We start from the raw sequence: 25,965 nt of genomic DNA on the forward strand, positions 1-25,965 counted from the left end.
CGCCGGCGATGTGGGCGGCGGCGATTTCGCCTTGGGAGTGGCCGATGACGGCGTGGGGGTGGATGCCGTGGTGTTGCCAGGTGCGGGCGAGGGCGACGGTGATGGCGAAGATGGCGGGTTGGACGACGTCGACGCGGTCGAGGGGTGGTGCGTCGGGGTGTTGGTGGAGGACGTCGAGCAGTGACCAGCCGGTGTGGGGTTGGAGTGCGGTGTCGCAGGTGTGGAGGTGGTGGGCGAAGGTGGGGTTGGTGGTGTAGAGGTCGAGGCCCATGCGGGGCCATTGGGTTCCGTGACCGGGAAACACAAAAACGGTCTTGCCCCGTCCCGTGGCGACCCGGCCGGTGACCACCTCGGGCCCGGCGTCGCCCTCGGCGATTTTGCCCAGGCCGCGCACCAGCCCCTCGCGGTCGCCGCCGAGGACGACGGCGCGCTCCTCGAACGCGGACCTCGTGGTCAGCAGCGACCAGCCGACGTCCACCGGGTCGAGGTCCGGCTGCTCCTCGACGGCGGCCAGCAGCGCGGCCGCCTGCTCGCGCAGCGCCGCCCCGTCCCGGGCCGACACCACCCAGGGCACGACCGGGGGAGCGGCCGGAGCCGCCGACGCCGCGCGATCGGGGGCGGCCGGTGGCTCGGAGACGACCACGTGACAGTTCGTGCCGCCCATGCCGAACGAGTTGACCCCGGCGACGAGCGGCTGGTCCGCTCGCGGCCACGGGCGCAGCGTCGTGTTGACCTCGAGGTTGAGGGCGGCGGTGTCGATGTCCGGGTTGGGCTCCGCGAAGTTCAGGCTCGGCGGGAGCAGCCGGTGCTTGATGCTGAGGGCGGCCTTGAGGAGACCGACGATGCCGGCGGCGCCCTCCAGGTGGCCGACGTTGGTCTTGGCGGAACCGACGAGCAGAGGCGAGCCGGGGCGGGCCGTGCCGAGAGCCGTTCCCACGGAGGTGGCCTCGACGGGGTCGCCGACCCTCGTCCCGGTACCGTGCAGCTCGACGTACTGGACCGAGCCGGGCGCGAGGCCGGTGCGCTCGTGGGCCCGGAGCATCACCTCGCGCTGGGCGGCGGCGCTGGGCACGGTGAGCCCGGCCGTGGCGCCGTCGTTGTTCACCGCGGTGCCGCGGACGAGGCAGTAGACCTCGTCGCCGTCGGCCAGCGCGGCCGACAGTCGCTTGAGCACGACGAAGCCGCCGCCCTCGCCCCGGACGTAGCCGTTCGCCCGCGAGTCGAAGGTGTAGCAGCGGCCGTCCGGGGAGAGCGCGCCGAAGCGCTCCGTCTCCACGGCCGTCGCCGTCGCGACGTTCAGGTTGACGCCGCCGGCCAGGGCGAGGGTGGACTCGCCGGACCGGATGCTCTCGCACGCCAGGTGCACGGCCACCAGGGCCGACGCCTGCGCGGCGTCGACCGTGAGGCTGGGGCCCCGCAAGCCCAGCGTGTACGAGATCCGGTTGGCGATGATGCCCCGCCGGGTGCCGGTCAGCGAATGCTGGTCGGCGGCGTCCGGACCCCCGTGGTGCAGCAGGGCCGCGTAGTCGTCGCCGATGGCGCCGACGAAGACGCCCGCCGGGACGCCCGCCAGGCTCGCAGGGATGATCATCGCATCTTCGAGCGCCTCCCACGCCAGCTCCAGCATCAGCCGCTGCTGCGGGTCCATCCCCGCGGCCTCCCGCGGCGAGATGCCGAAGAAGGCCGGGTCGAACCGGTCGACGTCGTCCAGGAAACCGCCGTGCCGCAGGCCCGGGTTGTCTCCCGCGGCGTCCGGCCAGCGGTCGGGCGGCGTGCGAGTGATGGCGCTGCGTCCCTGGGCCAGCAGCCGCCAGAACGCGGCCGGGTTCGCTGCCTGGGGCAGCCGGCAGGACAGCCCGACGACGGCTATCGCGTCGTCCGGCTCCGGGAGCGGGCGCGCAGGGACGGTGGCGTGATCGTTCATCAGGTCCTGGTCGCTTTCCTCGCACGGCTGAAGGCGGTCCACTGGAACGGGAACCGGCCGGGCGGGACGACACACCGCCGCGTTGCCGGCGCAGCCGTTCTCAGTCCTCCATGTAAATGGTGGCCTCACAGATCGTGGTGTGTTCGTCGGGCCGCTCGACGAATTTGAAGGTGCGCGTCCCGGTCTTTCCGGCGTAGCGTCCGCTCACGCCGATCGCCGGGAAACTGTTGACCACGAATTCGGTCCCGGCGGGGTCTTCCTGCCGCACCGTGCCGGTCCAGCTGATGGTGCCGTCGGCCAGCCTCTCGGTGGCCGTCATCAGTTGCATCAGGCTGCCGTCCGTCGGGTCGCCGTAGACCACCGCCATGCCCTCGGAGGTGGAGACGAGGTTGCCCTCGACGTCGTAGAGCTCCTCGGTGAAGGTGAGGTGATGCCCCACGCCCGGACGGGTCTCCCGGTGCACATTCGTGTGGCAGACCTCTCTGAGCTTTTCGAGATACATGAGATCCGTCCCTGATTCTTCGAAACGCCGCGGGCCCGGCGGGCACCGTGGGCGCGGCCGGGAAAGGGGTCTTGCGGCCCCGGAAGAAATCATGGTCAGCGGCTCTTAATTCAGCCTAATGCGCTTGTCGTCGCGGCAGTGCGCGGCCGAAGTGGACCCGTCAGGTGACCGGGCCGGACGAGGCGCGCCTCGTCCGGCCCAGTCACCCGCAACAACGGGGTCAGCGGATGTGCACCTCCGGCACGTACAGGATCCACCGCCCGCCGGCCTGGTGGAACTCCTGCTCCTTGGCCATGATCTCCTCGGCGTGGTTCCAGGCGAACAGGAGGGCGTAGTCCGGGTACGGATCGCTGAACGCCGAGGCCGGCCGGACCGGGATGTGCATGCCGGGGGTGAGCCGGTTCTGCTTGTCGGGTGTCGTGTCGTACACCGAGTGCACCAGGTCGGGGCCGATCCCGCAGAAGTTCGTCACCGTGGCGCTCTTCGCGGTGGCGCCGTACCCCACCACGCTGCGTCCCTCGGCGCGCAGGCGGGTCAGCAGGGCGGTCAGCTCGTCCCGGATCCTGACCACGTTTGCGGCGAACGCCCGCAGCGTCGCCATGTCGCTGAGCTCCTGCTCCCGCTCGGCGGCCAGCAGCTGCGCCACCGCCGCCGACGGGGCGCGGCTGCCCTGCCGGGCCAGGGTGTAGCGGACCTCGCCGCCGTGCACGGGAAGCCGCTGCACGTTCACCAGCTCGAAGCCGCACCGTTGCGCCATGACCTGGACCGACGTGGCCGAGAAGAGGAAGAAGTGCTCGTCGTAGATCTGGTCGAAGGACGTCTTGGCGACGATGTCACCGAGGTAGGGGTCCTCGAAGACGAAGACGCCGTCCGGCGCCAGCAGCGCGTCCACCCCTTCGAGGACCGACTGGACGTACGGGATGTGGCACAGCGTGTTCGCGGCGTAGATGACGTTCGCGGGGCCCTCGCTGCGGCGCACGTCGTCGGCCGTGGACTTCTCGAAGAAGTCGGTCCGGACCCGCACCCCCTTCTCCCGCGCCTTCTCGGCCACGCCGCTCGACGGCTCGAACCCCAGGTGCCGTACGCCCGCCTCCTGGATCGTCCGCAGCATGATCCCGTCGTTGCAGCCGATCTCCACGATGAACGGGTCGGGCCCGGTCAGCTCGGAGGTCAGGAACTCGCGGGCGAGCATCGCGAAGTGCTCCCGCATGACGGAGGAGCCCGACGAGTGGTACGGGTACACCTCGTGGAACATGAGGTCACGCGGAACCTCCTCGGTCAGCTGCACCATCGCGCACGAGTCGCACCGGCCGACGGCGAGCCGGTAGGTGAACTCGTCGCCCAGCTCGTCGGGCCTGCGGAACCGGTCGGACAGCGGCTGACGGCCCAGGTCGAGAAACTCCTGCACACCGCCGCCGCAGACGCGGCAGGCAGCCGGCGGGGAGGCGTCGGCCAGGTTGGTCATCATCGAGCTCCTTCGGGTGGGTCACAGATCAGTCAGAACCTCGCGCACCGCACTGATCACCTTGTCCTGCAGGTCCTGGGACAGCGACGGGTACATGGGCAGCGAGAAGATCTCCCTGGCCAGTCGTTCGGTGACCGGCAGGGAGCCCTCGGCGTACTGGAGCTTGGCGAAGCCCCGCATGGTGTGCACCGGCCACGGGTAGCTGATGTTCAGCAGGATGCCGTACTGCTTGAGCCGCTCGATGATCTCGTCACGGCGTGGATGGCGCACGACGTACACGTAGTAGACGTGCTCGTTGCCCTCGGCGACCGCCGGCAGGATCAGGCCGTGCGAGTCGGCGAGGTCGCCCAGTTCCTCCTGGTACCGGCGCGCCACGGCCTGCCGGCGGGCGATGTAGGAGTCGAGCCGGGGCAGCTTGGTGCGCAGGATCTCGGCCTGCACCTCGTCGAGCCGACAGTTGTGTCCCGGCGTCTCCACGACGTAGTACACCTGCTCCATGCCGTAGTACCGCAGCTTGCGCAGGCGCTTGGCGACGTGCGGGTCGCCGGTGACGACCGCTCCGCCGTCGCCGTAGGCGCCCAGCACCTTCGTGGGGTAGAAGGAGAAGGCGGCGGCGTCGCCCATCGTGCCCGCGAGCCGGCCGTGGTGGCGGGCGCCGTGCGCCTGCGCGCAGTCCTCCAGGACGAGCAGGCCGTGCTCGGCCGCCAGCCGGTGCAGCGGGGCCATGTCGACGCACTGGCCGTACAGGTGGACGGGCAGCAGCGCCCTGGTCCGTGGTGTGATCGCGGCGGCGACCAGGTCGGTGTCCATCAGGAAGTCGTCCTCGCGCACGTCGACGAAGACCGGGACAGCGCCCGCGTTGTCGATGGCGAGGACGGTGGGCGCCGCCGTGTTGGACACGGTGATCACCTCGTCGCCGGGGCCGATCCCCAGGGCCTCCAGCCCCAGTGTGACGGCGTTGGTGCCGTTGTCGACGCCGACGCAGTGCGGCACACCGAGATAGGCGGCGAACTCCGCCTCGAAGCCTCGCACGCTGTCGCCGAGAATCAGCTGGCCGGACCCGAAGACCGTCTCGACGGCCCGGAGCAGGTCCGCCTTCTCTTGCCGGTACTCCGGCAGGTAGTCCCATACGCGCGTCGTCATGTTCCTCACCGTGACCGAAGCTTGGAGGGTGATTCGGACGTGGCACTGCCCTGACTGCGGGCGCGGATCGCCCAGTGGCTCATGTAGTTGTTGTCCCGCTCGATCCCGAACGCCTGCGAGCTGAGGAAGTCAACCGCGTCGACATAGGTGTACGGCTGCATGAACCCGCCGGCCCGCACGTCGCGGTAGCAGCGGGCGAGCGGGTGCCCGGCGGTGAACGCCGCGCCGCCGACGAGCGTCAGGCAGTCGTTGACGATCGAGGGGGCGAGCTGGTTGACCATCATCTTGGCGTGCTGGAACGGCCGCATCATCTGCCGGCCGCGCTCGGCGGGGTCCATCGACGTATCGGTGTTGAGCACGTCGATGGTGGTCAGCGCGGTGCCGGCGGTGGCGCGCAGCGCGTAGAGGCGGGCGCCGGCGTCCGCGACGAGGGTGCGCGCGGCGGCCGACGGCGGCTCGGCCCGGCGGGTGAGCGCCGCCACGGTCAGGTCGTAGGCGGCCTGCGCGACGCCGACGTAGATCGCCAGCATGGCGATGGAGCTGACCGTCTGTCCCGCCAGCGCCGCGTCGTTGCGGGCGCCCACCGGGTCACGCATCAGGACGTCCGAGGCCGGGATGGGGCAGTCGTCGAAGACGATGTCGACGGTCCCCGACGCCCGCATCCCGAGACCGTCCCAGTTGTCCAGCACCGAGAGCCCGGGGTTGTCGCGCGTGACGACCGGCGACGCCAGCCGGGGCGGCTCACCGGTGCCGTCGGTCTGCGCGTTGATGACGAAGTGGGTGCCGACCGGTCCGGCGCTGACCAGCGTCTTGCGGCCGGACAGCAGCCAACCGCCCGACCCGTCGGGCGACAGCGTCGTCACCGCCGAGTGGTGGTCCCTGATGCCCGAGCAGACCACCGCGTCACCGGCGACCATCGCCCGGAGCAGGCGTTCGGCCAGGGCCCGCGCGGGCGGTCCGCCGTGACGCCACTCGTAGCCGAGGGTGAGACCCCGGCTGAACTGCATGTGCAGGGCGAGGGCCGTCGACGCGTCGGCCTGCGCGACCGCCAGGATCGCGACCGCCACGTCGTACAGCCGGTCCAGGCCCATGCCGCCCAGCTCGGCGGGGACCGTGGCGCCCAGCATGCCCTCCTTGCGGAAGGTGTCGAAGGTGCCGGTGGGGAAGGTGCCGGCGCGGTCGTGCTCGGCGGCGGTGGACCTGATCAGCGGCAGGTAACCGCGGAGCCGGTCGAGCACGGCGTGGCCCGCCGCGGTGACCGGTTCGTAGAGTCCCGGGATCGGCTCCTGGCGTGCTGGCCTTGTGGACATGGGCTGCTCCGTACTGTTCGCGCCGCCGGTCATCTGCGTGATCTCGGCGGTCTGGGAAGCGGAATCACACGGACGCTCCGGTCTTGCGGAGCGGTTCCCACCAGTCCCGGTTCTCGACGTACCACCGGACCGTCTCGGTGAGGCCGGTCTCCAGGCCGATGCGGGGCTCGTAGCCGAGCTCGTTCTTGATCTTTCGCCAGTCGACCGAGTAGCGCCGGTCGTGTCCCGGCCGGTCCGGTACGTGCCGCACCGACGACCAGTCGGCCCCGAGCTCCGCGAGCAACCGCGCGGTGAGGTCGTGGTTGCTGAGCTCGGTCCCGCCGCCGACGTTGTAGACCTCGCCCGGCCTGCCGCCCTCCACCACCAGCTGGATGGCCCGGCAGTGGTCGTCGACGTGCAGCCAGTCGCGCACGTTGCGCCCGTCGCCGTACAGCGGCACCGGCCGGCCGTCGAGAAGATTGGTGATGAAGAGCGGAATGATCTTCTCGGGGTACTGGTGGGGCCCGTAGTTGTTCGAGCACCGGGTCAGGCACACCGGCAGGCCGTAGGTCCGGAAGTACGACCGCGCGATCAGGTCGCCGCACGCCTTCGAGGCGGAGTACGGCGAGTTCGGTTCGAGCGGGTCGCTCTCCGGCCACGAGCCGGTCGCGATCGAGCCGTACACCTCGTCGGTGGACACCTGCACCACCCGCCCGACGCCCGCGTCCAGGCAGGCCTGCAACACGGTGTACGTGCCCTGGACGTTGGTGTGCATGAAGTCGGCGGCGCCGGCGATGGAGCGGTCCACGTGCGACTCGGCGGCGAAGTGGACGACGACATCGGCGCCCGGGAGCAGCCCGGCGAGCAGCTCCGCGTCGCAGATGTCTCCGGCCACCAGCTCGAACCGCTCGTCGCCGGAGACGGTGGCCAGGTTGTCGAGGTTGCCCGCGTAGGTCAGCTTGTCGAGCACGACGACGCTGGCGTCGGCGAACGCCGGATAGGCGCCGCCGATGAGCTGCCGGACGTAGTGCGAGCCGATGAAACCGGCGCCCCCGGTGACGACCACGCGTTTGCTCGTCGTCATGCACCCACACCCGCCTCGACCGCCGCCCGGGAGATGTCCATGAGGTACCGGCCGTAGCCGGAGTTCTGCCGTCTGCTGCCGAGGCGGTAACAGGCGTCCGCATCGATGTAGCCCATGCGGAACGCGATCTCCTCCGGGCAGGCGATCCGGCTGCCCCGCCGCTGCTCCGAGCGCACGAACGCGGCGGCGTCGAGCAGCCCGTCGTAGGTGCCGGCGTCCAGCCAGGTGCTGTCCGGCCCGAGCGAGTGCAACCGGGCCCGGCCCTGAGCGAGGTAGTGGCGGTTGACGTCGGTGATCTCGAGTTCGCCGCGCGCCGACGGGCGGATCCGGTGGGCCAGCTCGACCACGTCGGGGGAGTAGACGTACAGGCCGGTCACGATCTCGGAGCTGCGGGGGTGGGCCGGCTTCTCCTCGATGCCGACCAGGCGTCCGTCGGCGTCCTTCTCCACCACGCCGTAGGGGCGCGGATCGGCGACGGTGTGGCCGAACAGCGCGCAGCCGTCGGCCTCCGCCATGCCCCGGGCGAGCAGGTCCGGCAACTGGGGGCTGTGGAAGATGTTGTCGCCCAGGATGAGCGACACGGGGTCCGATCCGACGAACTCGGCGCCGATCCGGAACGCCTCGGCGATCCCAGCCGGCCGCTGCTGCTCGGCGTAGCTGATCCGCAGACCCAGCTCCGCGCCGGTGCCGAGCAGCTTGCGGAACAGCGGCAGGTCCGCCGGCGTGGAGATGATCAGGAATTCCCGTATCCCGCCGAGCATGAGCGTCGAGAGCGGGTAGTAGATCATCGGCTTGTCGTAGAGCGGAAGCAATTGCTTGGAGAAGGCCACGGTCAGGGGGTGCAGGCGTGTGCCCGACCCTCCGGCCAGAACGATTCCCTTCACGAGCGCACCTCTGCAACCTGAGGACGGGTTCGGTCTGGTATGGATGTCTCAGGAGACGCTGGTCTCCACGGCCGGACGCTTGCGTCTGGCCCTGGCAAAGCGCCGCATCATCGGCCGCTCCACGGCGACGTACAGCAGCCATCCGCCGGCCAGCGTGATCGCGAACATCAGCAGGACCCAGCCGATCCCCTGCGTCGTGGGCAGGAAGTGCCGGTATCCCACCTGCTGACGTCCGTAGAGGATCACCATCATGTGGACCATGTAGAACGCGAACGAGATCTCGCCCAGCCAGACCATCGGCCGGCTGGCGAGGAACGTCGGCCGGCCCGCGACCTCGGCGCTCGCCACCGCGGGGATGATCAGCGCCACCGCGGCGATGGTGACGGCGTTCAGGGAGTAGAGGAACGGCACGAAGCTCGCCAGGACGTAGCATGCCAGGACCACGGCCAGCGCGGGCAGCGGCCGGAGGTTGATCCATCGCCCGGCGAGCACGATCCGCGCCATCAGGATGCCCAGGACGAAGTCGAGCAGCCGCACCGGCGGGAAGATGTAGACGAACCAGTACTGCAGGATCGGCTCGGAGAAGCTCTGGTTGTCGGTCAGCAACAGCATCATCCGCGGCTCGGTGGGCAGCAGCTTCGCGACCAGCGGCACGGCGAAGATCGCCGCCAGGACCCCGCCCGCCGCCCACCAGAGCCGCTGGGCCGGGATGCGCTGGGCCAGCTTGTACAGCAGGGGGAAGGACGCGTAGAACAGCAGCTCGCACGACAGCGACCAGGTCACGTGATTGAAGCTGATGAAGTACGGCATCTTCGGGACCCAGGCGTGCAGCAGCGTGATGTTGAGCAGCGCCGGCAGGAGCGCGCCGGCCAGGCTGGCGTAGACCACCAGCGACAGCAGGAACGTCACGACGTGATTCGGGAAAATCTTGAAGAAGCGCCGTCGGTAGAATTCCCGGGCCGTGTCGTACTTGCGCGCCGACCAGGTCAGGATGAAGCCGCTGAGCACGAAGAAGAACGAGACCGCCATGGTGCCGGAAGTCGCCGAAATGGTCAGGAAGAAATCGCTGTCCGGGCCGGTGGGCTGGAAGATCCGAATGCTCGCGGCATGGAAGATGAACACCGAGACAGCGGCGATGAACCGGGCGCCGGTCAGTGAGTCGAGTCTGCTCACTTTACTTTCGTCCACCATGTGGCACGCCTTTCCTTTCGGCCTGTAGGCAGTGACGACCGTCCGCGGTGGCCCGGTTGCTGCAAGTCCTGCTGGTTGGGGATTGCCGGGGGTTGTTGCGGGCTGCGTCGGCCCGGTCAGAGCCGCGCCTCGACGGCCGCCAGCACCTGCTGCGCGATCATGTCGACCTCGTCGTCGAGCAGCGACTGGTGCGCGGGCAGCAGCAGCGACGTGTCCGACACCGCGTCGGTCACGGGCAGCGCGGCGTCCGTGGCGCCGTAGCGCCGCACCCGGTGCAGGGGGTAATAGCGGTAGGACGTGTAGATGCCGTTCGCCAGCAGGTCCTCGCTCACCCCGTCGCGGATGGCCTGCGAGTCGAACCGCACGCAGTAGAAGTAGTGGGTGGAGCGGTGCCCCTCGGGCAGCGGGGGAGGCAGCCGGATGCCGGAGAAGCCGCCCAGCGCCTTGTCGTAACGCTGCCCGATCGCCCGGCGTCGTTCGACGAACCCGGCGAGCTTGCCCAACTGCACCGTGCCGATCGCCGCGGTGATGTCGTTGCCGACCAGTCGGCGGCCGATGTCCTCGATCTGGAAGCTCCACCACACGTGCTGCGATTTCGTGGCCGTGGTGAACGAGCTCCGGTCGTCCAGCCCGTGGTACGACAGCCGGCGGGCCCGCTGGGCCACGGCCGGGTCCCGCGCGTACAACACGCCGCCGTCGCCGGTGGTGATCACCTTGCGCGAGTCGAGGCTCCAGATGCCGAGGTCGCCGAAGGTTCCGCACATCTGGCCGCGCACGCTGGAGGCGATGGAGACCGCCGCGTCCTCGATCAGCGCGATGCCACGTTCGGCGCACACCGCGGCGATCTTGTCCACGTCTCCCGGGTAACCGCCGTAGTGCAGCACCATGACCGCCCTGGTACGCGGGGTGAGCGCCGCCAGGACGTCCGACACCGACGGATTGAGGTGATGCTCGTCGATGTCGCAGAACACCGGGCGGCCGCCGGCCGCGACCACGGCGCTGGCGTTGGCGACGAAACCGTTCGACGGCATGACCACGTCGTCGCCCGGCCCGATGCCGAGCAGTTCGACGGCGAGGAAGAGCGCGGACGTCGCCGAGTTGAGGAACAGCACGTTGTCGGCCGGCACCCCCAGGTGCTGGGCGAACAGGCCCTCGAACTCCTCGGTGCGGGGGCCGCTGCCGAGCCACTTGCTGTCGAAAACTGCATTGATCGCGGCGAGCTCCTCTGCCCCGATGCTGGGCTGGGTCACATTAATCATGCACGCGTCTCCCGGTCATGGTGACACTGCAGGTCGAAATGATTGGGCACTCGCCTGCGCCACGGGTCGATGCAGATTATTGTGACTTTCCCTAAATCCCGACTAAACCTGTCGGGGCTCCAGCTTTAGCATAGCTTCAGGGCGCATGGATAGTCGTTGCAGGGCCGGTCGTCCGGTGCACGACACTTCATCCCCGTCCCGGAGGTAGGACCGTGGGCAACGCTATCGAGAACGCGCTCTTCGACGAGCGCCTCGCCCAATTTCAACAATGGCAGAAGACTCCCTGGGGCCGGTTGCGCTACTCGGTCGTCGAGGCCAACGTCGCCCGCCATCTCGGCGACCGCCCGCTGCGCGTGCTCGACGTGGCCGGCGGCAACGGCCGGGACGCCGTCCCGATCGCCGCGCGCGGCCACCACGTCACCGTCCTGGACTCGGCGCCCGTCTCCCTCGCCATGGCGCAGCGGCTGGCGGCCGACGAGGGGGTCGGGGAGCGCATCGAGGTCCGGGAGGGCGACGCGCACGACGTGCCGGAGCTCTTCGCCGGCGAGGAGTTCGACCTGCTGCTGTGCCACAACCTCCTGCAGTACGTCGCCGACCCGGCGGTGGTGATCCGCGGCCTGGTCAAGGTCCTCAAGCCGGGCGGGTCGTTGTCGGTCGTCGGCCCGAACGCCTACGCCGTGCCGTTGGAGGCGGCCGTGCGCGAGCTCGACCTGGACGCGGCCCTGCGGGCGGTGACCGCGAGGACCAAGCAGGTCCCGGTGTACGGCAGGGAGGTGGCCGTGCTCACCGCCGAGCAGATCGGCGCCGACCTCCGGGACAGCGGCCTGGAGATCGTCGGCCACTACGGGGTGATCAACGTCTGCAACGTCATCGCCGACAACGACATCAAGTCCGATCCGGAGTTCTTCGCCCGGCTGGAGAAGCTCGAGATCGCCCTGGCCGACCGGATGCCCTACCCCCTCACCGCCCGGAACTTCCACCTGGTCGGGCAGCGTCCCGGCTAGCCGGGAGCCGTGCGACATCCAGCAGAACCGACGTCGGCCCGTGCGGGCCGAACACCAATGCGAGGAGTATCTGATGCGGGTCCTGTTCACCTCGGCCACCTTCCGGTCGCATCTCTTCCCACTCGTCCCGCTGGCCTGGGCGCTTCGCGCGGCGGGCCACGACGTGCGGGTCGCGGTCCAACCTCCCCTGGTGCGGGACGTGCTGGGCGCCGGCCTGCCCGCGGTCGAGGCCGGCGCCGGCCCCGACTTCATGAGCGAGCTGAAGAAGGCCCTCGCCGGTGGCCTGGAGGGGCCGGGCGGCACCACACCGAGCATCGAGCAGATCGTCGTGCCGCACGTCCGGATCGCCGAGGCGTTCGCGGCCGACCTCGTGCCGTTCGCCCGGCGCTGGTCGCCGGATCTGGTGGTGGCGGATCCCGCCGCGTTCGTCGCCCCGGTGGTCGCCAGGGCCGTCGGCGCGCCGCTGGTCCTGCACACGTGGGGGCCGATGCCCGACCAGCTCTGGGCGGACCTCGTCGCCGAGAGCGAGGTGCGGCAGAACTGGCCGAAGGAACTGCTGGCCTTCCTCGACAGGTGGGACGTGCCCCTGGGCCCCGACTACGCCGACCTGGTGATCGATCCCTGCCCGGACGAGCTCCTCGCCATCCGGATGGCCAGCCGGCACGCGACCCGCTACGTGCCGTACAACGGCTCCGCCCTCACCCCCTCCTGGCTGGACGAGCCGGCGGGCCGGCCACGGGTCTGCATCAGCTGGGGGACCACGAGCGACTTCATGGGCGCCGAGGTGCTGCGGACCCCGCTGCGCATCGTCGAGGCGCTGGCGGACATGGACGTGGAGGTGGTGGCGGCGCTGGGGAAGATCGATCGCACGCTGCTCGGGGCGCCCCGGGACAACGTGCGGGTGGTGGACTGGCTTCCGCTGTCGATGCTGCTGCCGACCTGCGACGCGCTCATCAACCAGGGCGGGCCCGGCACGGTGCTGGCCGCCGTCGCGTCCGGCGTGCCGCAGCTCGTCGTGCCCCAGATCAGCGCGCAGCCCCTCGGCGCCGAGCTGCTGACGGCGAGCGGGGCCGGCCTGTCCCTCACCCCCGACGAGGTCACCGCCGAGTCCATCGGGAAGACGGTGGCGGAGCTGCTCGACGGGTCCAGCATCCGGGCGGCGGCCCAGGCGCTCGCGCAACGCAACGCCGCCCGGCCGGACGCGACGCAGCTCGTTCCCACGCTCCAGGCGCTGGCCGACTCGGCCCGATAGCCCGGCGGCTGCCGGCAGCGGCCCACGGCGTGATCGTCGCCGATCCGGTCGGCGACGATCACGCCGTGCCGTTTGCGGGGCCGTGGCCGGGCCTCCGGCCCGCCGCCTGCGCGCAGGAACGACGGCCGGGCCCGGCCGGGAGGACGAAGCCCTCGGCGCGCTACGAGAAGGGGAACTTGAGCGCGTTCGCGATGACGGCGTCGACCAGGGACGCGTGCGCCAGGGATCCCTCGGTCCACGCCGGCTCGGCGCGCCCGGCGAGGACGGCCTGCGCGAAAGCCCGGATGATCTTGGCGAACTGGTCGTCGGCGGGCAGGACGAACTGTTCGAAGTGATCCTGCCGCTCGATGTAGATGACCGGCTGGTGCGTGGCCGGCGGCGTGAACACCCGATTCAGCCAGAGCCGGCCGGTGCTCCCCCGGAACTCGTACGTGTTGGTGTACGAATGCTCCATACCGAACGTGAGCTGCGCGGTCACCCCCTGGTCGGTGGCCAGCAGAGCGCTGCCCCCGACCACCACGTCGCGGAACCGCTCGTGGCGGAACACGGCGCCGGCGACCTCCAGCGTCGGTCCGAGGAAACGGCCCGCGGCCCGGATGGGGTAGACGCCGATGTCCAGCAGCGCGCCGCCACCCACGTCGGCCTGGTAGCGGATGTCGCCCTGCGGCTTGGGCGGGATCGTGAAGCTCGACGCGAACGACCGGACCTCCCCGATGACCCCGTCGGCGAGCATGTCGGCGACCCGCTGGTGCTGGTGGTGGTGGAGGAACATGAAGTTCTCCATCAGCACGAGCCGGTGGTCGGCCGCCACCCGGAACAGGTGCTCCGCCTGCTTACGGTCGGTCGTGAGGGGCTTCTCGGCCAGCACGTGCTTGCCCGCGCGCAGCGCCCGCTCGATCCACTCGGCGTGCAGCACGGCCGGCAGCGGCACGTACACCGCATCGATGTCGTCCTGCTCCAGCAGCGCGTCGTATCCCTCGACAGGCGCGCCCCCGAACCGTTCGGTGAACTGGGTTGCCCTGTCCCTGTGTCGGCTCGCGATGGCGGTGAGCGCGATGAGAGGCTCGTTCTCCATCGCCGGCAGGGTTCGTCGCCACGCGATATCGGCGCATCCGATCACCCCCATGCGGACCGGCTTGGTGTTCCCCATGTGCTCCATCGGCACTCCTTGGGCGAGGTTTCGGTCGGTGAACTGCCACCGGGGGAGATGGGCCTTCAGCGGACGTCGGATCGGGCGGTCGCCAGCACCTGCTCGTAGGTGGGGAGCAGCCCCGACTCGGCGGCCTCGGCGAGGGTCGGCGCTGCCGCGTCCTTGTCGGACATGACGGGTGGGCCGTCCAGCTCCCAGGGGATGCCCAGCGCCGGGTCCAGCGCGGCCACGTCGATCATGGTGCCCGGCACGTACTCCGCCCCGCACAGGTAACTCATGCAGGTGTCGTCGGCCAGGGCCAGGAAGGCGTGTCCGATGCCCTCGGTGAGGTAGACGCCGATCCCGGACGTCGCGTCCTGGAACGTCACGTCGAACTTGCCGAAGGTCGGTGAGCCGACACGCAGGTCGACCGCGACGTCCATCGCCGCTCCCCGTACGCAGGTGACCAGCTTGCTCTGGCCGGGGGGCAGCGTGGTGCCGTGGATCCCGCGCAGGGTGTTCCGCCGGGAGACGGAGTAGTTGACCTGACGGATCTCGAATCGCTGGCCGACCTGCTGGAGCAACTCGCTGAATCGCCACGCCTCGAAGAAGCTGCCACGGCGGTCCGAGTGCTGGGTGACGGTGATCCGGTAGGCGCCCGGGATCGAGGTTTCGGTGAAGTCCATACTATCCACATCAGCTCCGTTTCATCGGTTTCGGCTCTCGCCGGGACCGCTTGAGAATCACACGGCGTACGGCTGCACGGGTTGTTCGTGGCGAGCGCGCCGGAAGCTCAGCTCGTCGAGGTTGTCCTTGAGGATGATTTCCTGCGTCTCCCGCAGGAACCGGCACGGCTCGAGGCCGAGTTCGTCGCGGATCTGCCTCCGCGCCGTCTGGTAGACCTCCAAGGCGTCCGCTCGGCGTCCGGACTGGCTGAGCGCCTCCATGAGGAACGCGTAGAGCTTCTCCCGGAGCGGGAACTCGGCGATCAGTCCGTACAGTATTCGCACGGCCTTGCTGTTCTGGTCGGAGGCGAGCAGCGAGCGGGCCAGCAGCTCCGTGCATTCGACCCGCAGCTCCTCGGCCCAGTTGGCGAACTCCCGGATGATCGGGCCCTCGTAGGAGGACGCCTGGACCGGCTCCCGCCAGAACCGCAGCGCCTCGGTCAGGGTGTCGACAGCCAGGTCGTGCCGGTGTACCGAGCGCTGCAGCCGCGCCTTCTCGACCAGGGCGAGGAACAGTTCGAGGTCGAGCTCGTCCCCGCCCAGCTCCAGGACGTATCCGGGGGCCCTCGTCGTTATCACGCAACTGTTCTGCGAGAACTTGTTGAGCACCTTGCGCAGTTGGGAGACGTAGACGTGAATGGAGGCGCGTGCTCGGATGGGAGGTCTGTCGCCCCACAATTCTGTGGCTAGCTGATCAAGAGATAGAATATGTCCGTTGCGGATCAGGAGGGTCCGTAGCAACACCTCCATCTTGTGCGTCCCCACCGATGGCGTGTCCATGCCGGCCGTGATGCGAACGGGACCAAGAATCTCGTATCTCAAGCCGTGGCCTCCAAGTACTCCAATCGGAGCGGCGCGACGATAGTAAACCTCATCCCGGCGGAAATGGTTTCTTCTCGCGCTTAGGCGCAGATCGCGGCCCCCCCGTCCGGCAGCCGTTCATTCGAACCGGACGAACTCTAACAAGCGCCTTGTTGACCGGCAAACGCCGAAGGTTGTGTGATCTGCGCCACACGGCGGTCGCGGGTCGAGCTAGCTGGGAATTTATAGGGATTTTAGTGTTGGGCAGCACGTCTTGTCGGACTACCGGAGTGTATGTCTGACATGCTGTTAGCGCTCGCCTTATCGTCGCTCAGAGTTATGTTAGCCATATTGCACAAACGATGATCATTATCAATGGATTATTTCACGCGTGTCAGATCTGGCGTCAAGGATCGCGTCTCGGCGGCCTCCGTCGGGACGCCGTTCGGCCCTGCATCGGCGCTGATCGGTGCCCTGCGCTGCGGCTCGCCTGCGGTGGTGGGCGCCGCCGGTGCGGGTGCCACATTTCGCCTTCCTGCGACGCAGGGCCGGCGGTGGCGGCGGCCTCTCCCCGGCAGGCATGTACGCACAGTGATGCTCTGTGTTCTCGCAGTGGTGGTCGGCGCCGGTGGAGCGCGCAGGCTGCGGCCACGAATGTTCACGATGTCGTCAGGCTGCTCGGGTGGCGGATCGCGCGTCCCGCGCCGAGCGTGTGGAGCCCGCGCCACCCCCGCAGCGCCGTCCCTGCGGGCGCGCTCGTTCCACTATCTGGGAACTGGGGGCGGCGGGTCCTCGCGGCCGGGGCCGTGCCGCGGCGGGGGGCACGAAGCCGGTGCTCCGGCCTGTGTCGTCGCCTCGGCCTGCTGGTTCAGCGTCGCGTTGATGGCCTCGGTGAGCAGGTCGTTGAGCAGGTCCGCCTGCCTGCTGTCGCCGCCGGTCATGCCCAGGCGCCAGCGCAGGAGGGTCAGGATGGTGCGGATGTCGTGGAGTTCGGTGCGCGATTCACATTCGGGGTGGCCCAGGTGAAGTTCTCCACGTGCCGATCTCACCGCCGCCGCGGTCACGTATGCCCCGAGCGAAAGACCGGCTTTGTCGGCCGCCATTTGAACGATCCGCAACTCGTCGTCGTTGAAACGTAGCGGGCCGACGCGGTGGTCTCGTCGTTGTTTTGTTTTAGCCCGCCGATTGGTCGCCGATCGAGTCATGGTGAGTCCTCGCCCCCGCTAACGCAGCTCTGGTGCCATGTATCCACCGGTAAGAATACGCCCTGCGCGTGGCCGGGCGCAGCTTCACCATTCGTGGCACGGTTCCGGAACGGGCCCGTGGCCATGGTGATCGGCGGTCCCGGCCCGTCGGACGGTTTCGATCTCCCGGTGGACAGATTCAAGTTGACCGATTTGTCCTCCGGGGGGTTGCGCGGCGATCGGCGAGTCGCGTGATCGGTGGCGGGCCGGTCTGCGGGCGGCCCGCGTCGATGGCGGACGGCCACCAGCTTTAACCCGGCTTTAGCTCCCGGAACGAGGATTTCCCGGTGACCTCCCGCGCGCAGAACACCATCAGCCCGCTCCTGATCCGCTATCTCGCCGAGCTCGGCTACGCCTGCTGGACGATGTCCGGAGTCCCGTTGCCGCCGCTGGAGCGCTCACAATTGCGGGACGAGGTCATCGCGGTGGGGCCGCCGCCCGGCCATCCCGAGCGGCTTTCGACGGCGCCCCCGACCAAGGTGGAGCGCCGGTTGTGGCGGCAGCTCAGGAGGACCCGAGCGGCCCGTGGCTGGCCGGGGTTCGCCGCCCTGCGCCGGTAACGGCCGGCGCGGACCGTCCCTCGGTGGGCGCCGCCGTCCCGGGCCTCATGCCCCGGGAAGCCGCGCCCAACGGCCGCGATAGAACAGGAGCGGCTCGGCACGCGAGTCGTCGCCGGACCCGGCCAGGTGATGGACCCGGGCGACGACGATGACGTGGTCGCCGGCCGGATGCTCGACCTCGACCGCGCACTCCAGCCAGGCCAGGGCCCCGTCGAGGACGGGCAGCCCCGAGGGCGACGGGGACCAGGCCACGCCGCGGAACTTGTCGACCCCCCGGCCGGCCAGGCGAAGCCCCTGCTCCCGCTGGTCGGCCGCCAGGAAGCAGATGCAGTGACGTTCCCCCCGGCGTAGCCGGGACCAACTCGTGCTGGTGTGGGCGACGCAGAAGGCCACCAGGGGCGGATCGAGCGACACGGAGGTGAACGAGTTGACCAGCAACCCCACCGGACCACCCGCGTCCACCCCGGTCACCGCCGCGACACCCGTCGCGAAGTGACCCAGAACCCCACGGAACTCAAGCGGGTCGATGCCCGCCGCAGCGAGGTCGACCGGCTCCACCCGGCTCTCGGCCATACCGATCCTTCCGCGACGCATGGATGCCGGCCGGCGGTTGCCAGTCTCGGCCGCCTTCCCTGCCGCCTGGGCGGGACGGTCGAGCCACGCCTCGTGCCGGCACGGTGTGCCTGCCGAGTCGTCCTAGCGGCTGGCTCCGACCCCGGCGGTGAGCAGATCGGCGACCTGGTCCGGGGACGGCATGCCGCCGAGCTCGGCGGCGAGGAGTCGGGCCGCGTGCAGCGGGGGCGGCGAGTGCGCCTCCCCGACCGCGGCGGCCAGCGCGCCGTCGCCCAGCTCGTCCCAGCCCACCCGGCGCCCGGCGCCGATGGCTCGTATTCGTTGCGCGTTCCACTCCTGGTCGGCGTTGTACGGAATGACGATCACCGGCAGGCCGTACACCAGGGCGTGCAGTATCGAACCGAAGCCACCGTGACAGACCAGTGCGGTGCAGCCCGCGGCCAGTCGGCCAAGATCGGCGAACGGCTGCACCTCCACGTGCGCGGGCGCGTGCTCGGCGATCTCCGCGGCGCGGTCACCGGCGGCGAGCACGCAGTCGACCGGGATGCGCGCCAGCTCGGCCAGGACCCGGGTGAGCAGCTCCTTCCGGTTGACCAGGGTGCCCAGGGTGACGAGCAGGCGGGGCTCGCGGGGAGCGTGCGCGACGTCGCGGTCCACCGCCCGCATCATGGTCAGCGCCTGCGGCACCTGCTCGAAACTGGGCGGGGTGGTCTGCACGTAGCGGCGACGGCTGAGGGCGTCCAGGTCGGCGGGGGCCGCCGGCAGCCCGGCCTCCGCGCGGAGCCGGAGCAGCCGCGACCCGCCGTCGGCCATCAGCCGGTCACCGGTGCGGAGAAAGCCGATCCCGATGGTGGTCAGCGGGATGCCGGCCCGTTCGGCGGCGAAAGTGACACCGAATTCGGTCGGCTCCCGCAGCAGCAGGTCCGGCGACAGGTCGTCCAGTACGGCGGTCGCCGCCCCGAAGCTGTCCCGGATCGCGGTCTCGGCGAACGAGTAATCGGTCGATTGGGCGGTGGGGCTCTCCCCGACGGTGAATGGCAGGGGCGCGCGCTGCGCCGCCAGCCACGGCCTTCCGACGCCACGGAAGGCGAAACCCCGGCTCTCCACGAAACTGCCGAAGGCCGGCGAGGACAGCACCGTGACCTGGTGTCCACGAGCCTGTAGCGCCCGCAGCAGTCCCGTCATGAGAAGGAAGTGGCCCGGGGCGGGCTGGGTGGCACACGCGATGATCACGCAGGTCTCCCGAGTCGTCGTGCGTCAGGGGCGGGCGTGGCCGACCGCCAGGCTGCCCGGGCAGGGACGACGCAGATCACTCCGCGATCTTCGTGCGCATCGTCCAGCGGAAGATGGGAGCGCCGGCCTGGGTGAATTCGTGGTTCCGCTCGAAATGCTCCCAGCCGTTGTGGAAAGGAACCTTCACCTTGCTGTCGTCAATCGGGACCAGCGCGGTGCGCAAATGATCCGGCAAGTGTGCGGGGCCGCCCTCCAGGTGACATTCCTCGACCAGATTGTGGGGCATCAAGAGCACCTCCTCCGAGCGGGCGTATGCGCAGCTGAAGTCGCTTCCGTGCCCGCGAGGTTTGGTTCACACACTAGGTTCGTAAATGGGATGGTGTCAAGGCTCGCTGCTGTCCCGGTGACGATTTAGCCTGCCTAAAGGATGGCCGGATAAAATCGTTTCTCCTGCCATTGGTGAATGGTTGGGGCCGGCGCTGCGGCGACGGTCCGACGGTGCCCGGGGGGCGCGACGTCGGCCAGCCCCCGGGCCCCGGCCCCCCGGCGGCGACCCCTCGGAGCCGCGCGGTGCGGGCCGGCCGTCGTCGTCCCGGCCGCAGAGATCCCTGCCACCCGAGCGGACCCGCCCCGCGCGGCTGCTGGAGGTCGCCGATCCCCCGGCGATAGGGTGGGCCGACTGATCTCGACAACCCATGATCCGACCCGGGGGGGCGCCACGCATGGGCGATTCGTTCGCGCATCTGCACGTGCACACCGAGTACTCGATGCTCGACGGTGCGGCCCGGCTGAAGGACCTGTTCGCCGAGGCCAACCGACTCGGCATGCCGGCGGTCGCGATGACCGACCACGGGAACATGCACGGCGCGAACGACTTCTACAAGCAGGCCATGGCCGCCGGGATCACCCCGATCCTGGGCGTCGAGGCGTACGTGGCGCCGGAGTCGCGCTACCACAAGGCGCGGGTGAAGTGGGGCCGGCCGGAGCAGAAGAGCGACGACGTCTCCGGTAACGGCGCGATCACCCACATGACGATGTGGGCGGCGAACAAGACCGGCCTGCACAACCTGTTCACCCTCAACTCGCGTGCCTCGATGGAGGGTCACTACGTCAAGTGGCCCCGGATGGACATGGAGCTGATCGCCGAGCACGCCGAGGGGATCATGGCCACCACCGGGTGCCCGTCCGGCGCGGTGCAGACCCGGCTGCGGCTGGGCCAGTTCGACGAGGCGATCAAGGTCGCCTCCGCGTACCAGGACATCTTCGGCAAGGACAACTACTTCCTGGAGCTGATGGACCACGGCCTCGACATCGAGCGCCGGGTCCGCGACGGGCTCACCGAGATCGGCAAGAAGCTCGGCATCCCGCCGGTGGTGACCAACGACTCGCACTACACGCACGAGGCGCAGGCCGAGGCGCACGACGTCCTGCTGTGCGTGCAGACCGGCAGCAACATCGCCGACCCCAACCGGTTCCGCTTCGAGGGCGGCGGCTACTTCATCAAGTCCGCCGACCAGATGCGCGCCGTCGACTCCTCCGACCTGTGGCTCCAGGGCTGCCGCAACACGCTGCTGGTGGCGGAGAAGGTCGACCCGGCGGGGATGTTCGAGTTCCACAACCTGATGCCGCGCTTCCCGATCCCCGAGGGGGAGACGGAGGAGTCGTGGTTCCGCAAGGAGACGTTCAAGGGCCTGGCCCGGCGGTTCCCGGGCGGGATCCCCGAGGGCCACGTGGTGCAGGCGGAGTACGAGCTGGGCGTCATCATCCAGATGGGGTTCCCGTCGTACTTCCTCGTGGTCGCCGACTTCATCCAGTGGGCCAAGAGCCAGGGCATCGCGGTGGGCCCGGGCCGTGGGTCGGCGGCCGGCTCTTTGGTGGCGTACGCGTTGGGGATCACGGACCTGGACCCGATCCCGCACGGGCTGATCTTCGAGCGGTTCCTCAACCCCGAGCGGGTCTCGATGCCGGATGTCGACATCGACTTCGACGAGCGTCGGCGCGGTGAGGTCATCAAGTACGTGACCGACAAGTGGGGCGAGGACAAGGTCGCGCAGATCGCCACGTTCGGCACGATCAAGGCGAAGGCCGCGATCAAGGACTCGGCGCGGGTGCTGGGCTACCCGTACGCGGTGGGGGACCGGATCACCAAGGCGATGCCGCCCGCGGTGATGGGCAAGGACATCCCGCTGTCGGGCATCTTCGACCCGAAGCATCCGCGCTACGCGGAGGCGGGGGAGATCCGGGGCCTGTACGAGTCGGACCCCGACGTGAAGAAGGTCATCGACACGGCGAAGGGCATCGAGGGGCTGATCCGGCAGACCGGCGTCCACGCCGCCGGGGTGATCATGTCGGCGGAGCCGATCATCGAGCACATCCCGCTGATGCGGCGCGACTCCGACGGGGTGATCATCACCCAGTTCGACTACCCGACGTGCGAGTCGCTCGGGCTGTTGAAGATGGACTTCCTCGGCCTGCGCAACCTCACGATCATCGACGACGCGGTGAAGAACATCCAGCTCAACCACGGCAAGGACCTGGACCTGCTGGGCCTGGACCTGGACGACAAGGCCGCCTACGAGCTGCTGGCGCGCGGCGACACCCTGGGGGTGTTCCAGCTCGACGGCGGGCCGATGCGGTCGCTGCTGCGGCTGATGAAGCCGGACAACTTCGAGGACATCTCGGCCGTCCTCGCGCTGTACCGGCCGGGCCCGATGGGCGTGGACTCGCACACCAACTACGCGCTGCGCAAGAACGGGTTGCAGGAGATCACGCCGATCCACCCGGAGCTGGAGGAGCCGCTGCGGGAGATCCTGGCCCCCACCCACGGCCTGATCGTCTACCAGGAGCAGGTGCAGCGGGCCGCGCAGATCCTCGCCGGCTACAGCCTCGGCCAGGCGGACCTGCTGCGGCGGGCGATGGGCAAGAAGAAGAAGGAGATCCTCGACAAGGAGTTCGTGCCGTTCCGGGACGGCTGCCGCGAGCGCGGCTACTCCGACGAGGCGATCCAGGCGGTGTGGGACGTCCTGGTGCCGTTCGCCGGCTACGCCTTCAACAAGGCGCACTCCGCGGCGTACGGCCTGGTGTCCTACTGGACGGCGTACCTGAAGGCGCACTACCCGGCCGAGTACATGGCGGCGCTGCTGACCTCCGTCGGCGACGACAAGGACAAGATGGCGTTGTACCTGTCGGAGTGCCGGCGGATGGGCATCCAGGTCCTGCCGCCGGACGTGAACACCTCCGCCGGGCCGTTCACCCCGGTCGGGAAGGACATCCGGTTCGGCCTCGCGGCGATCCGCAACGTCGGGGCGAACGTGGTCGCCTCGATCATGCGGTGCCGGCAGGAGAAGGGCGAGTACGCCGACTTCTACGACTTCCTGGCCAAGGTCGACGCGGTGGTCTGCAACAAGAAGACCATCGAATCGCTGATCAAGGCCGGCGCGTTCGACGTCATGGGCCACACCCGAAAAGGACTACTTCAAGTCCATGCCGACGCCATCGACGCCTACGCCGACGTCAAGCGCAAGGAGGCCGTCGGCCAGTACGACCTGTTCGGCGCCGGCTTCGGCGACGCCGAGACCGTCGGCGGCAACACCACGGTCATGCCGACCATCGGCGAGGCCGAGTGGGACAAGCGCGACAAGCTCGCCTTCGAACGCGAGATGCTCGGCCTCTACGTCTCCGACCACCCCCTGTTCGGCCTCGAACACGTCCTCGGCGCGGCGGCCGACACCACCATCGCCGCTCTAGCCGAAGAGGGAACAGTCCCCGACGGCGCCGTCGTGCAACTTGCCGGCATCCTCTCCGGCGTGCAGCGCCGCGTCACCAAGCAGGGCCGGGCCTGGGCGTCGGCCACCCTGGAAGACCTCGCCGGCGGCGTGGAGACCCTCTTCTTCCCCAACACCTACGAGGTGATCGGCCAGTACATCGCCGAGGACGCCATCGTGGTGGTCAAGGGCCGGGTCGACCGCCGCGACGACACCCCCCGCATCATGGCGATGGACATGCAGCTCCCCGACGTCACCAGCAACCCGGGCAGCAAACCGGTCACCCTCACCATCCCCGTGCACCGCTGCACCCCGCCCCTGGTCGAACGCCTCAAGGAAACCCTCGTCCTGCACCCCGGCGACACCGAGGTCCACGTCAAGCTCCTCAACGGCGGCAAGACCACCACCCTGCGCCTCGGCCCCTTCCGGGTCGCCGCCACCACCGCCCTCATGGGCGACCTCAAGAGCGTCCTCGGGCCGGCGAACGTGAGCTGACCCGACCTGCCCCGACCCGGCCCGCACCCGGCGGCTGCGGTCAGGCGGGGCGGTACTCCATCTCGGGGCGGCCCGGGGTGCCGTAGCGGGGGGCCCGCACCGCCCGCTCGGCGGCCACCAGATACTCCAGATACCGCCGGGCGGTGACCCGCGAGACGCCGGCCAGCCCCGCCACCTCCGAGGCGGAGCGGCCGGCGTCGCCGCTGAGCGTGCCGAGCACCGCGCGCAGCGTCTGCTCGTCGAGCCCTTTCGGCAGCGTGTGCGCGGCAGGGCCCCGCAGGGTGGCGAACATCCGGTCCACCTCGTGCTGGGCGGCCACCTCGCCCTCGGCCAGCACCTGGCGGCGGTACTCGGCGTACCGGTGCAGCTTGTCGCGGAACGCCGCGAACGTGAACGGCTTGAGCAGGTAGTGGGTCACGCCGAGCGACACGGCGGTGCGGACCACCGTCAGGTCCCGGGCCGACGTCACGGCCAGCACGTCCACCGCGCTGCCGGCGGCCCGCAGCGCCCGGCACACCTCCAGCCCGTGCAGGTCGGGCAGCCGGAAGTCGAGCAGGACGAGGTCGACCGGCTGCTCCGCGCGCCGCCGCAGCGCCGCCAGCGCCTCCCGGCCGGTGTGCGCCACCCCGACCACCGCGAACCCCGGCACCCGCTCCGTGTACGTGCGGTGCGCCTCGGCCAGCAGCGGCTCGTCCTCCACCACGAGCACCCGGATGTCGGTCACGGCCGCCCCACCCGCCCCGGCTCCGCGACCGGCTTCGCCATCGGCAGCCGGACGGTGAACAGGGTCCCGCCGTCGACGGAGCGGCCCACGTCGGCCCGGCCGCCGTGGCGGCGTACCACCTGACCGACGAGGGCCAGGCCGAGGCCACGACCGGCGCTCTTGGTGGACCAGCCGCGCCGGAACGCGTCGGCCACCCGGTCCGGCGTCAGCCCCGGTCCGCTGTCGCCGACCCGGACCACGACGGCCCCGTCGTCGACGCCGACGAAGACCCGGACCCGCCGGGGCGTCCCGGTGCCGGCGACCGCCTCCAGCGCGTTGTCGATCAGGTTGCCGACGACGGTGATCAGGTCCGTCACGGGCAGCGGCGTCCCGTCGAGCCGGCAGTCCGGCTCCACCACCAGGTCCACGCCCCGCTCGCCGGCCTGCGCCGACTTGCCCAGCAGCAGGGCGGCCAGGGCCGGCTCGGTCACCGCGCCGACCACCCGGTCGGTGAGCTGCTGGGCCACGGTCAGGTCCTCGGTGGCCAGCCGGACCGCCTCGCCGGCCCGGCCCAGCTCCACCAGGGTCAGCACGGTGTGCAGCCGGTTGGCCGACTCGTGGGTCTGCGCCCGCAGCGCGTCGGTCAGCGCCCGCACCGAGTCCAGTTCGCTGGTGAGCGCGCGCAGCTCCGTCTGGTCCCGCAGGGTCAGCACCGTGCCGAGGCGGCGCCCCTCGAACAGCGCCGTGCGTTGGTTGACGACCAGCACCCGGTCGCCCGCCACGACCGCCTCGTCGTGCGCGTCCCGCCCCGAGGCCAGCAGCTCCGCCACGGCCGGCGGCAGGTCGACCCGGCCGGCCGGCCGGTCCACCACCGCCGTCGCGTCGTCGGCGAGCCCCAGCAGCCGCCGCGCCTCGTCGTTGACCAGGGCCACCCGGCGGTCCACCGTCGCCACCACCAGCCCCTCCCGCACCGAGTGCAGAACCGCGTCGTAGTACTCGTACATCCGGGTCATCTCGGCGGGGCCCAGGCCGTGCGTCTGCCGGCGCAGCCGCCGGCTCAGTAGCCACGAGCCGGCCGCCGCGACGGCGAGCGCCGGGGTGGCGGCGGCGAGCAGCACGGGGGCCTGGGCCAGCAGGCGGCGGTTGATCGCGTGGGTGGTGATGCCGACGGAGACCAGCCCGACGATCCGCCCGTCGGCGGCGCGCACCGGCACCACCGCCCGCACCGACTCGCCGAGGGTGCCCACATTGGTGGTGGTGAACGCCCGCCCGGCCAGCGCTGGGCCGATGTCACCGACGAACGGCTGGCCGATCCGCTCCGGACGGGGGTGGGAGTAGCGGGTCCGGTCGGGGGCCATCACCACGACGAAGTCCGTCCCGGTCGCCACCCGGGTGGCCTCCGCGTACGGCTGCAACGCCGCCGACGGGTCGGCCGAGGCAAGGGCCGCGCGCACGTCCGGGGAACCGGCGACGGTGTGCGCCACGGCCAGCACCTCCTCCCGGGCGGCGTCGCGCGCGTCGCTGCGGGCCAGCCACACCCCGCCGGCCGAGGCCGCCAGCACCAGGAGGCCCACCACCAGGGCCTGGAGGGCGAAGAGCTGCCCCGCGATGCTCCACTGGCGTCGGGCCACGACACCTCCTGTCCGTGCTCGGCTGGTGGGGCAAGTCTGGCGCGCCGGCCGGCGGCCGGTGTCGGCCGTGGGTCACGGGAGTGAACAGAATGACCACAAGGCTGCCCTGC

General features: G+C 70.2%; 22 protein-coding genes. 4 read left to right on the plus strand and 18 right to left on the minus strand.

Annotated features, from left to right (window positions below):
* From ACFYWL_RS29640 to ACFYWL_RS29680, 9 genes are all read right to left on the minus strand, one after another.
* Nucleotides 1–1,924: type I polyketide synthase (locus tag ACFYWL_RS29640; RefSeq protein WP_386979584.1), on the minus strand; the 1,924-nt coding region annotated here is incomplete at its 3' end.
* A gap of 100 nt (nucleotides 1,925–2,024) precedes the next feature.
* Complete coding sequence (locus ACFYWL_RS29645) at nucleotides 2,025–2,426, minus strand: hypothetical protein (RefSeq protein WP_386979587.1); 402 nt, start codon at nucleotides 2,424–2,426, stop codon at nucleotides 2,025–2,027.
* Between the two features lie 220 nt (nucleotides 2,427–2,646).
* Nucleotides 2,647–3,891: a methyltransferase domain-containing protein gene (locus ACFYWL_RS29650; RefSeq protein ID WP_386979712.1), complete on the minus strand. Its 1,245-nt coding sequence runs from the start codon at nucleotides 3,889–3,891 to the stop codon at nucleotides 2,647–2,649.
* 21 nt (nucleotides 3,892–3,912) lie between these two features.
* Entirely contained in the window at nucleotides 3,913–5,034 is a 1,122-nt protein-coding gene (locus ACFYWL_RS29655) for a DegT/DnrJ/EryC1/StrS family aminotransferase (protein ID WP_386979590.1), read from the minus strand.
* A gap of 5 nt (nucleotides 5,035–5,039) precedes the next feature.
* Nucleotides 5,040–6,344 (minus strand): acyl-CoA dehydrogenase family protein, encoded by a 1,305-nt coding sequence (locus tag ACFYWL_RS29660; RefSeq protein ID WP_386979593.1) that lies wholly within the window; start codon nucleotides 6,342–6,344, stop codon nucleotides 5,040–5,042.
* A 64-nt stretch (nucleotides 6,345–6,408) separates the two neighbouring features.
* Nucleotides 6,409–7,407 (minus strand): dTDP-glucose 4,6-dehydratase, encoded by a 999-nt coding sequence (gene rfbB / locus ACFYWL_RS29665; RefSeq protein WP_386979596.1) that lies wholly within the window; start codon nucleotides 7,405–7,407, stop codon nucleotides 6,409–6,411.
* Entirely contained in the window at nucleotides 7,404–8,291 is an 888-nt protein-coding gene (gene rfbA, locus ACFYWL_RS29670; RefSeq protein WP_386979599.1) for a glucose-1-phosphate thymidylyltransferase RfbA, read from the minus strand. The genes rfbB and rfbA overlap by 4 nt, the downstream gene beginning before the upstream one ends.
* A gap of 48 nt (nucleotides 8,292–8,339) precedes the next feature.
* Nucleotides 8,340–9,482 carry an acyltransferase family protein gene (locus ACFYWL_RS29675; RefSeq protein WP_386979602.1) on the minus strand — a complete coding sequence of 381 codons (1,143 nt, stop codon included), beginning with the start codon at nucleotides 9,480–9,482 and terminating at the stop codon, nucleotides 8,340–8,342.
* A gap of 116 nt (nucleotides 9,483–9,598) precedes the next feature.
* Nucleotides 9,599–10,741: a DegT/DnrJ/EryC1/StrS family aminotransferase gene (locus ACFYWL_RS29680; protein ID WP_386979605.1), complete on the minus strand. Its 1,143-nt coding sequence runs from the start codon at nucleotides 10,739–10,741 to the stop codon at nucleotides 9,599–9,601.
* A gap of 212 nt (nucleotides 10,742–10,953) precedes the next feature.
* Here ACFYWL_RS29680 and ACFYWL_RS29685 point away from each other — a divergent pair, with 212 nt between their 5' ends.
* Nucleotides 10,954–11,745 carry a class I SAM-dependent methyltransferase gene (locus ACFYWL_RS29685; protein ID WP_386979608.1) on the plus strand — a complete coding sequence of 264 codons (792 nt, stop codon included), beginning with the start codon at nucleotides 10,954–10,956 and terminating at the stop codon, nucleotides 11,743–11,745.
* Between the two features lie 73 nt (nucleotides 11,746–11,818).
* Complete coding sequence (locus ACFYWL_RS29690; RefSeq protein WP_386979611.1) at nucleotides 11,819–12,997, plus strand: nucleotide disphospho-sugar-binding domain-containing protein; 1,179 nt, start codon at nucleotides 11,819–11,821, stop codon at nucleotides 12,995–12,997.
* A gap of 160 nt (nucleotides 12,998–13,157) precedes the next feature.
* Here ACFYWL_RS29690 and ACFYWL_RS29695 read toward each other — a convergent pair whose 3' ends face one another.
* The 4 genes from ACFYWL_RS29695 to ACFYWL_RS29710 form a co-directional block, all read right to left on the minus strand.
* Nucleotides 13,158–14,156, minus strand: a complete 999-nt coding sequence (locus ACFYWL_RS29695; protein ID WP_386979614.1) for a Gfo/Idh/MocA family protein — start codon at nucleotides 14,154–14,156, stop codon at nucleotides 13,158–13,160.
* 56 nt (nucleotides 14,157–14,212) lie between these two features.
* A complete protein-coding gene (locus ACFYWL_RS29700; RefSeq protein ID WP_386979617.1) occupies nucleotides 14,213–14,812 on the minus strand; it encodes a dTDP-4-dehydrorhamnose 3,5-epimerase family protein in 600 nt (199 codons plus the stop codon).
* 57 nt (nucleotides 14,813–14,869) lie between these two features.
* Nucleotides 14,870–15,601: a BTAD domain-containing putative transcriptional regulator gene (locus ACFYWL_RS29705; protein WP_386979620.1), complete on the minus strand. Its 732-nt coding sequence runs from the start codon at nucleotides 15,599–15,601 to the stop codon at nucleotides 14,870–14,872.
* Nucleotides 15,602–16,416: 815 nt separating this feature from the next.
* Nucleotides 16,417–16,857, minus strand: coding sequence for a hypothetical protein (locus ACFYWL_RS29710; protein WP_386979623.1), 441 nt, complete (start codon nucleotides 16,855–16,857; stop codon nucleotides 16,417–16,419).
* Nucleotides 16,858–17,183: 326 nt separating this feature from the next.
* Here ACFYWL_RS29710 and ACFYWL_RS29715 point away from each other — a divergent pair, with 326 nt between their 5' ends.
* Nucleotides 17,184–17,456 carry a DUF6059 family protein gene (locus ACFYWL_RS29715; RefSeq protein WP_386979626.1) on the plus strand — a complete coding sequence of 91 codons (273 nt, stop codon included), beginning with the start codon at nucleotides 17,184–17,186 and terminating at the stop codon, nucleotides 17,454–17,456.
* Between the two features lie 45 nt (nucleotides 17,457–17,501).
* On the opposite strand, the gene ACFYWL_RS29720 is transcribed toward ACFYWL_RS29715, so the two are convergent.
* The 3 genes from ACFYWL_RS29720 to ACFYWL_RS29730 form a co-directional block, all read right to left on the minus strand.
* Complete coding sequence (locus ACFYWL_RS29720) at nucleotides 17,502–18,029, minus strand: flavin reductase family protein (RefSeq protein ID WP_386979629.1); 528 nt, start codon at nucleotides 18,027–18,029, stop codon at nucleotides 17,502–17,504.
* A gap of 123 nt (nucleotides 18,030–18,152) precedes the next feature.
* Nucleotides 18,153–19,262 (minus strand): glycosyltransferase, encoded by a 1,110-nt coding sequence (locus ACFYWL_RS29725; RefSeq protein WP_386979632.1) that lies wholly within the window; start codon nucleotides 19,260–19,262, stop codon nucleotides 18,153–18,155.
* A 76-nt stretch (nucleotides 19,263–19,338) separates the two neighbouring features.
* Nucleotides 19,339–19,548: a DUF5988 family protein gene (locus ACFYWL_RS29730; protein ID WP_386979635.1), complete on the minus strand. Its 210-nt coding sequence runs from the start codon at nucleotides 19,546–19,548 to the stop codon at nucleotides 19,339–19,341.
* 436 nt (nucleotides 19,549–19,984) lie between these two features.
* On the opposite strand from ACFYWL_RS29730, the gene dnaE reads away from it, so the two are divergent.
* Nucleotides 19,985–23,521 (plus strand): DNA polymerase III subunit alpha, encoded by a 3,537-nt coding sequence (dnaE, locus tag ACFYWL_RS29735; protein ID WP_386979638.1) that lies wholly within the window; start codon nucleotides 19,985–19,987, stop codon nucleotides 23,519–23,521.
* 40 nt (nucleotides 23,522–23,561) lie between these two features.
* Here dnaE and ACFYWL_RS29740 read toward each other — a convergent pair whose 3' ends face one another.
* Both ACFYWL_RS29740 and ACFYWL_RS29745 read right to left on the minus strand, forming a co-directional pair.
* Complete coding sequence (locus tag ACFYWL_RS29740) at nucleotides 23,562–24,245, minus strand: response regulator (RefSeq protein WP_386979641.1); 684 nt, start codon at nucleotides 24,243–24,245, stop codon at nucleotides 23,562–23,564.
* Complete coding sequence (locus ACFYWL_RS29745) at nucleotides 24,242–25,855, minus strand: ATP-binding protein (protein WP_386979644.1); 1,614 nt, start codon at nucleotides 25,853–25,855, stop codon at nucleotides 24,242–24,244. Before ACFYWL_RS29745 ends, ACFYWL_RS29740 begins: the two co-directional genes overlap by 4 nt.
* Nucleotides 25,856–25,965: the final 110 nt, after the last annotated feature.

The organism is Micromonospora sp. NPDC002575, assembly GCF_042889525.1.
Taxonomy (GTDB): domain Bacteria; phylum Actinomycetota; class Actinomycetes; order Mycobacteriales; family Micromonosporaceae; genus Micromonospora; species Micromonospora carbonacea.

Excerpts from the sequence above, each read along its gene's own strand:
- rfbB (WP_386979596.1), bottom strand. The coding sequence starts at position 7,407 with ATGACGACGAGCAAACGCGTGGTCGTCACCGGGGGCGCCGGTTTCATC.
- ACFYWL_RS29700 (WP_386979617.1), bottom strand. The coding sequence starts at position 14,812 with ATGGACTTCACCGAAACCTCGATCCCGGGCGCCTACCGGATCACCGTC.
- ACFYWL_RS29655 (WP_386979590.1), bottom strand. The coding sequence starts at position 5,034 with ATGACGACGCGCGTATGGGACTACCTGCCGGAGTACCGGCAAGAGAAG.
- ACFYWL_RS29730 (WP_386979635.1), bottom strand. The coding sequence starts at position 19,548 with ATGCCCCACAATCTGGTCGAGGAATGTCACCTGGAGGGCGGCCCCGCA.
- ACFYWL_RS29705 (WP_386979620.1), bottom strand. The coding sequence starts at position 15,601 with ATGGAGGTGTTGCTACGGACCCTCCTGATCCGCAACGGACATATTCTA.
- ACFYWL_RS29690 (WP_386979611.1), top strand. The coding sequence starts at position 11,819 with ATGCGGGTCCTGTTCACCTCGGCCACCTTCCGGTCGCATCTCTTCCCA.
- dnaE (WP_386979638.1), top strand. The coding sequence starts at position 19,985 with ATGGGCGATTCGTTCGCGCATCTGCACGTGCACACCGAGTACTCGATG.
- ACFYWL_RS29645 (WP_386979587.1), bottom strand. The coding sequence starts at position 2,426 with ATGTATCTCGAAAAGCTCAGAGAGGTCTGCCACACGAATGTGCACCGG.
- ACFYWL_RS29660 (WP_386979593.1), bottom strand. The coding sequence starts at position 6,344 with ATGTCCACAAGGCCAGCACGCCAGGAGCCGATCCCGGGACTCTACGAA.
- ACFYWL_RS29650 (WP_386979712.1), bottom strand. The coding sequence starts at position 3,891 with ATGACCAACCTGGCCGACGCCTCCCCGCCGGCTGCCTGCCGCGTCTGC.
- ACFYWL_RS29675 (WP_386979602.1), bottom strand. The coding sequence starts at position 9,482 with ATGGTGGACGAAAGTAAAGTGAGCAGACTCGACTCACTGACCGGCGCC.
- ACFYWL_RS29720 (WP_386979629.1), bottom strand. The coding sequence starts at position 18,029 with ATGGCCGAGAGCCGGGTGGAGCCGGTCGACCTCGCTGCGGCGGGCATC.
- ACFYWL_RS29710 (WP_386979623.1), bottom strand. The coding sequence starts at position 16,857 with ATGACTCGATCGGCGACCAATCGGCGGGCTAAAACAAAACAACGACGA.
- ACFYWL_RS29680 (WP_386979605.1), bottom strand. The coding sequence starts at position 10,741 with ATGATTAATGTGACCCAGCCCAGCATCGGGGCAGAGGAGCTCGCCGCG.
- ACFYWL_RS29695 (WP_386979614.1), bottom strand. The coding sequence starts at position 14,156 with ATGGAGCACATGGGGAACACCAAGCCGGTCCGCATGGGGGTGATCGGA.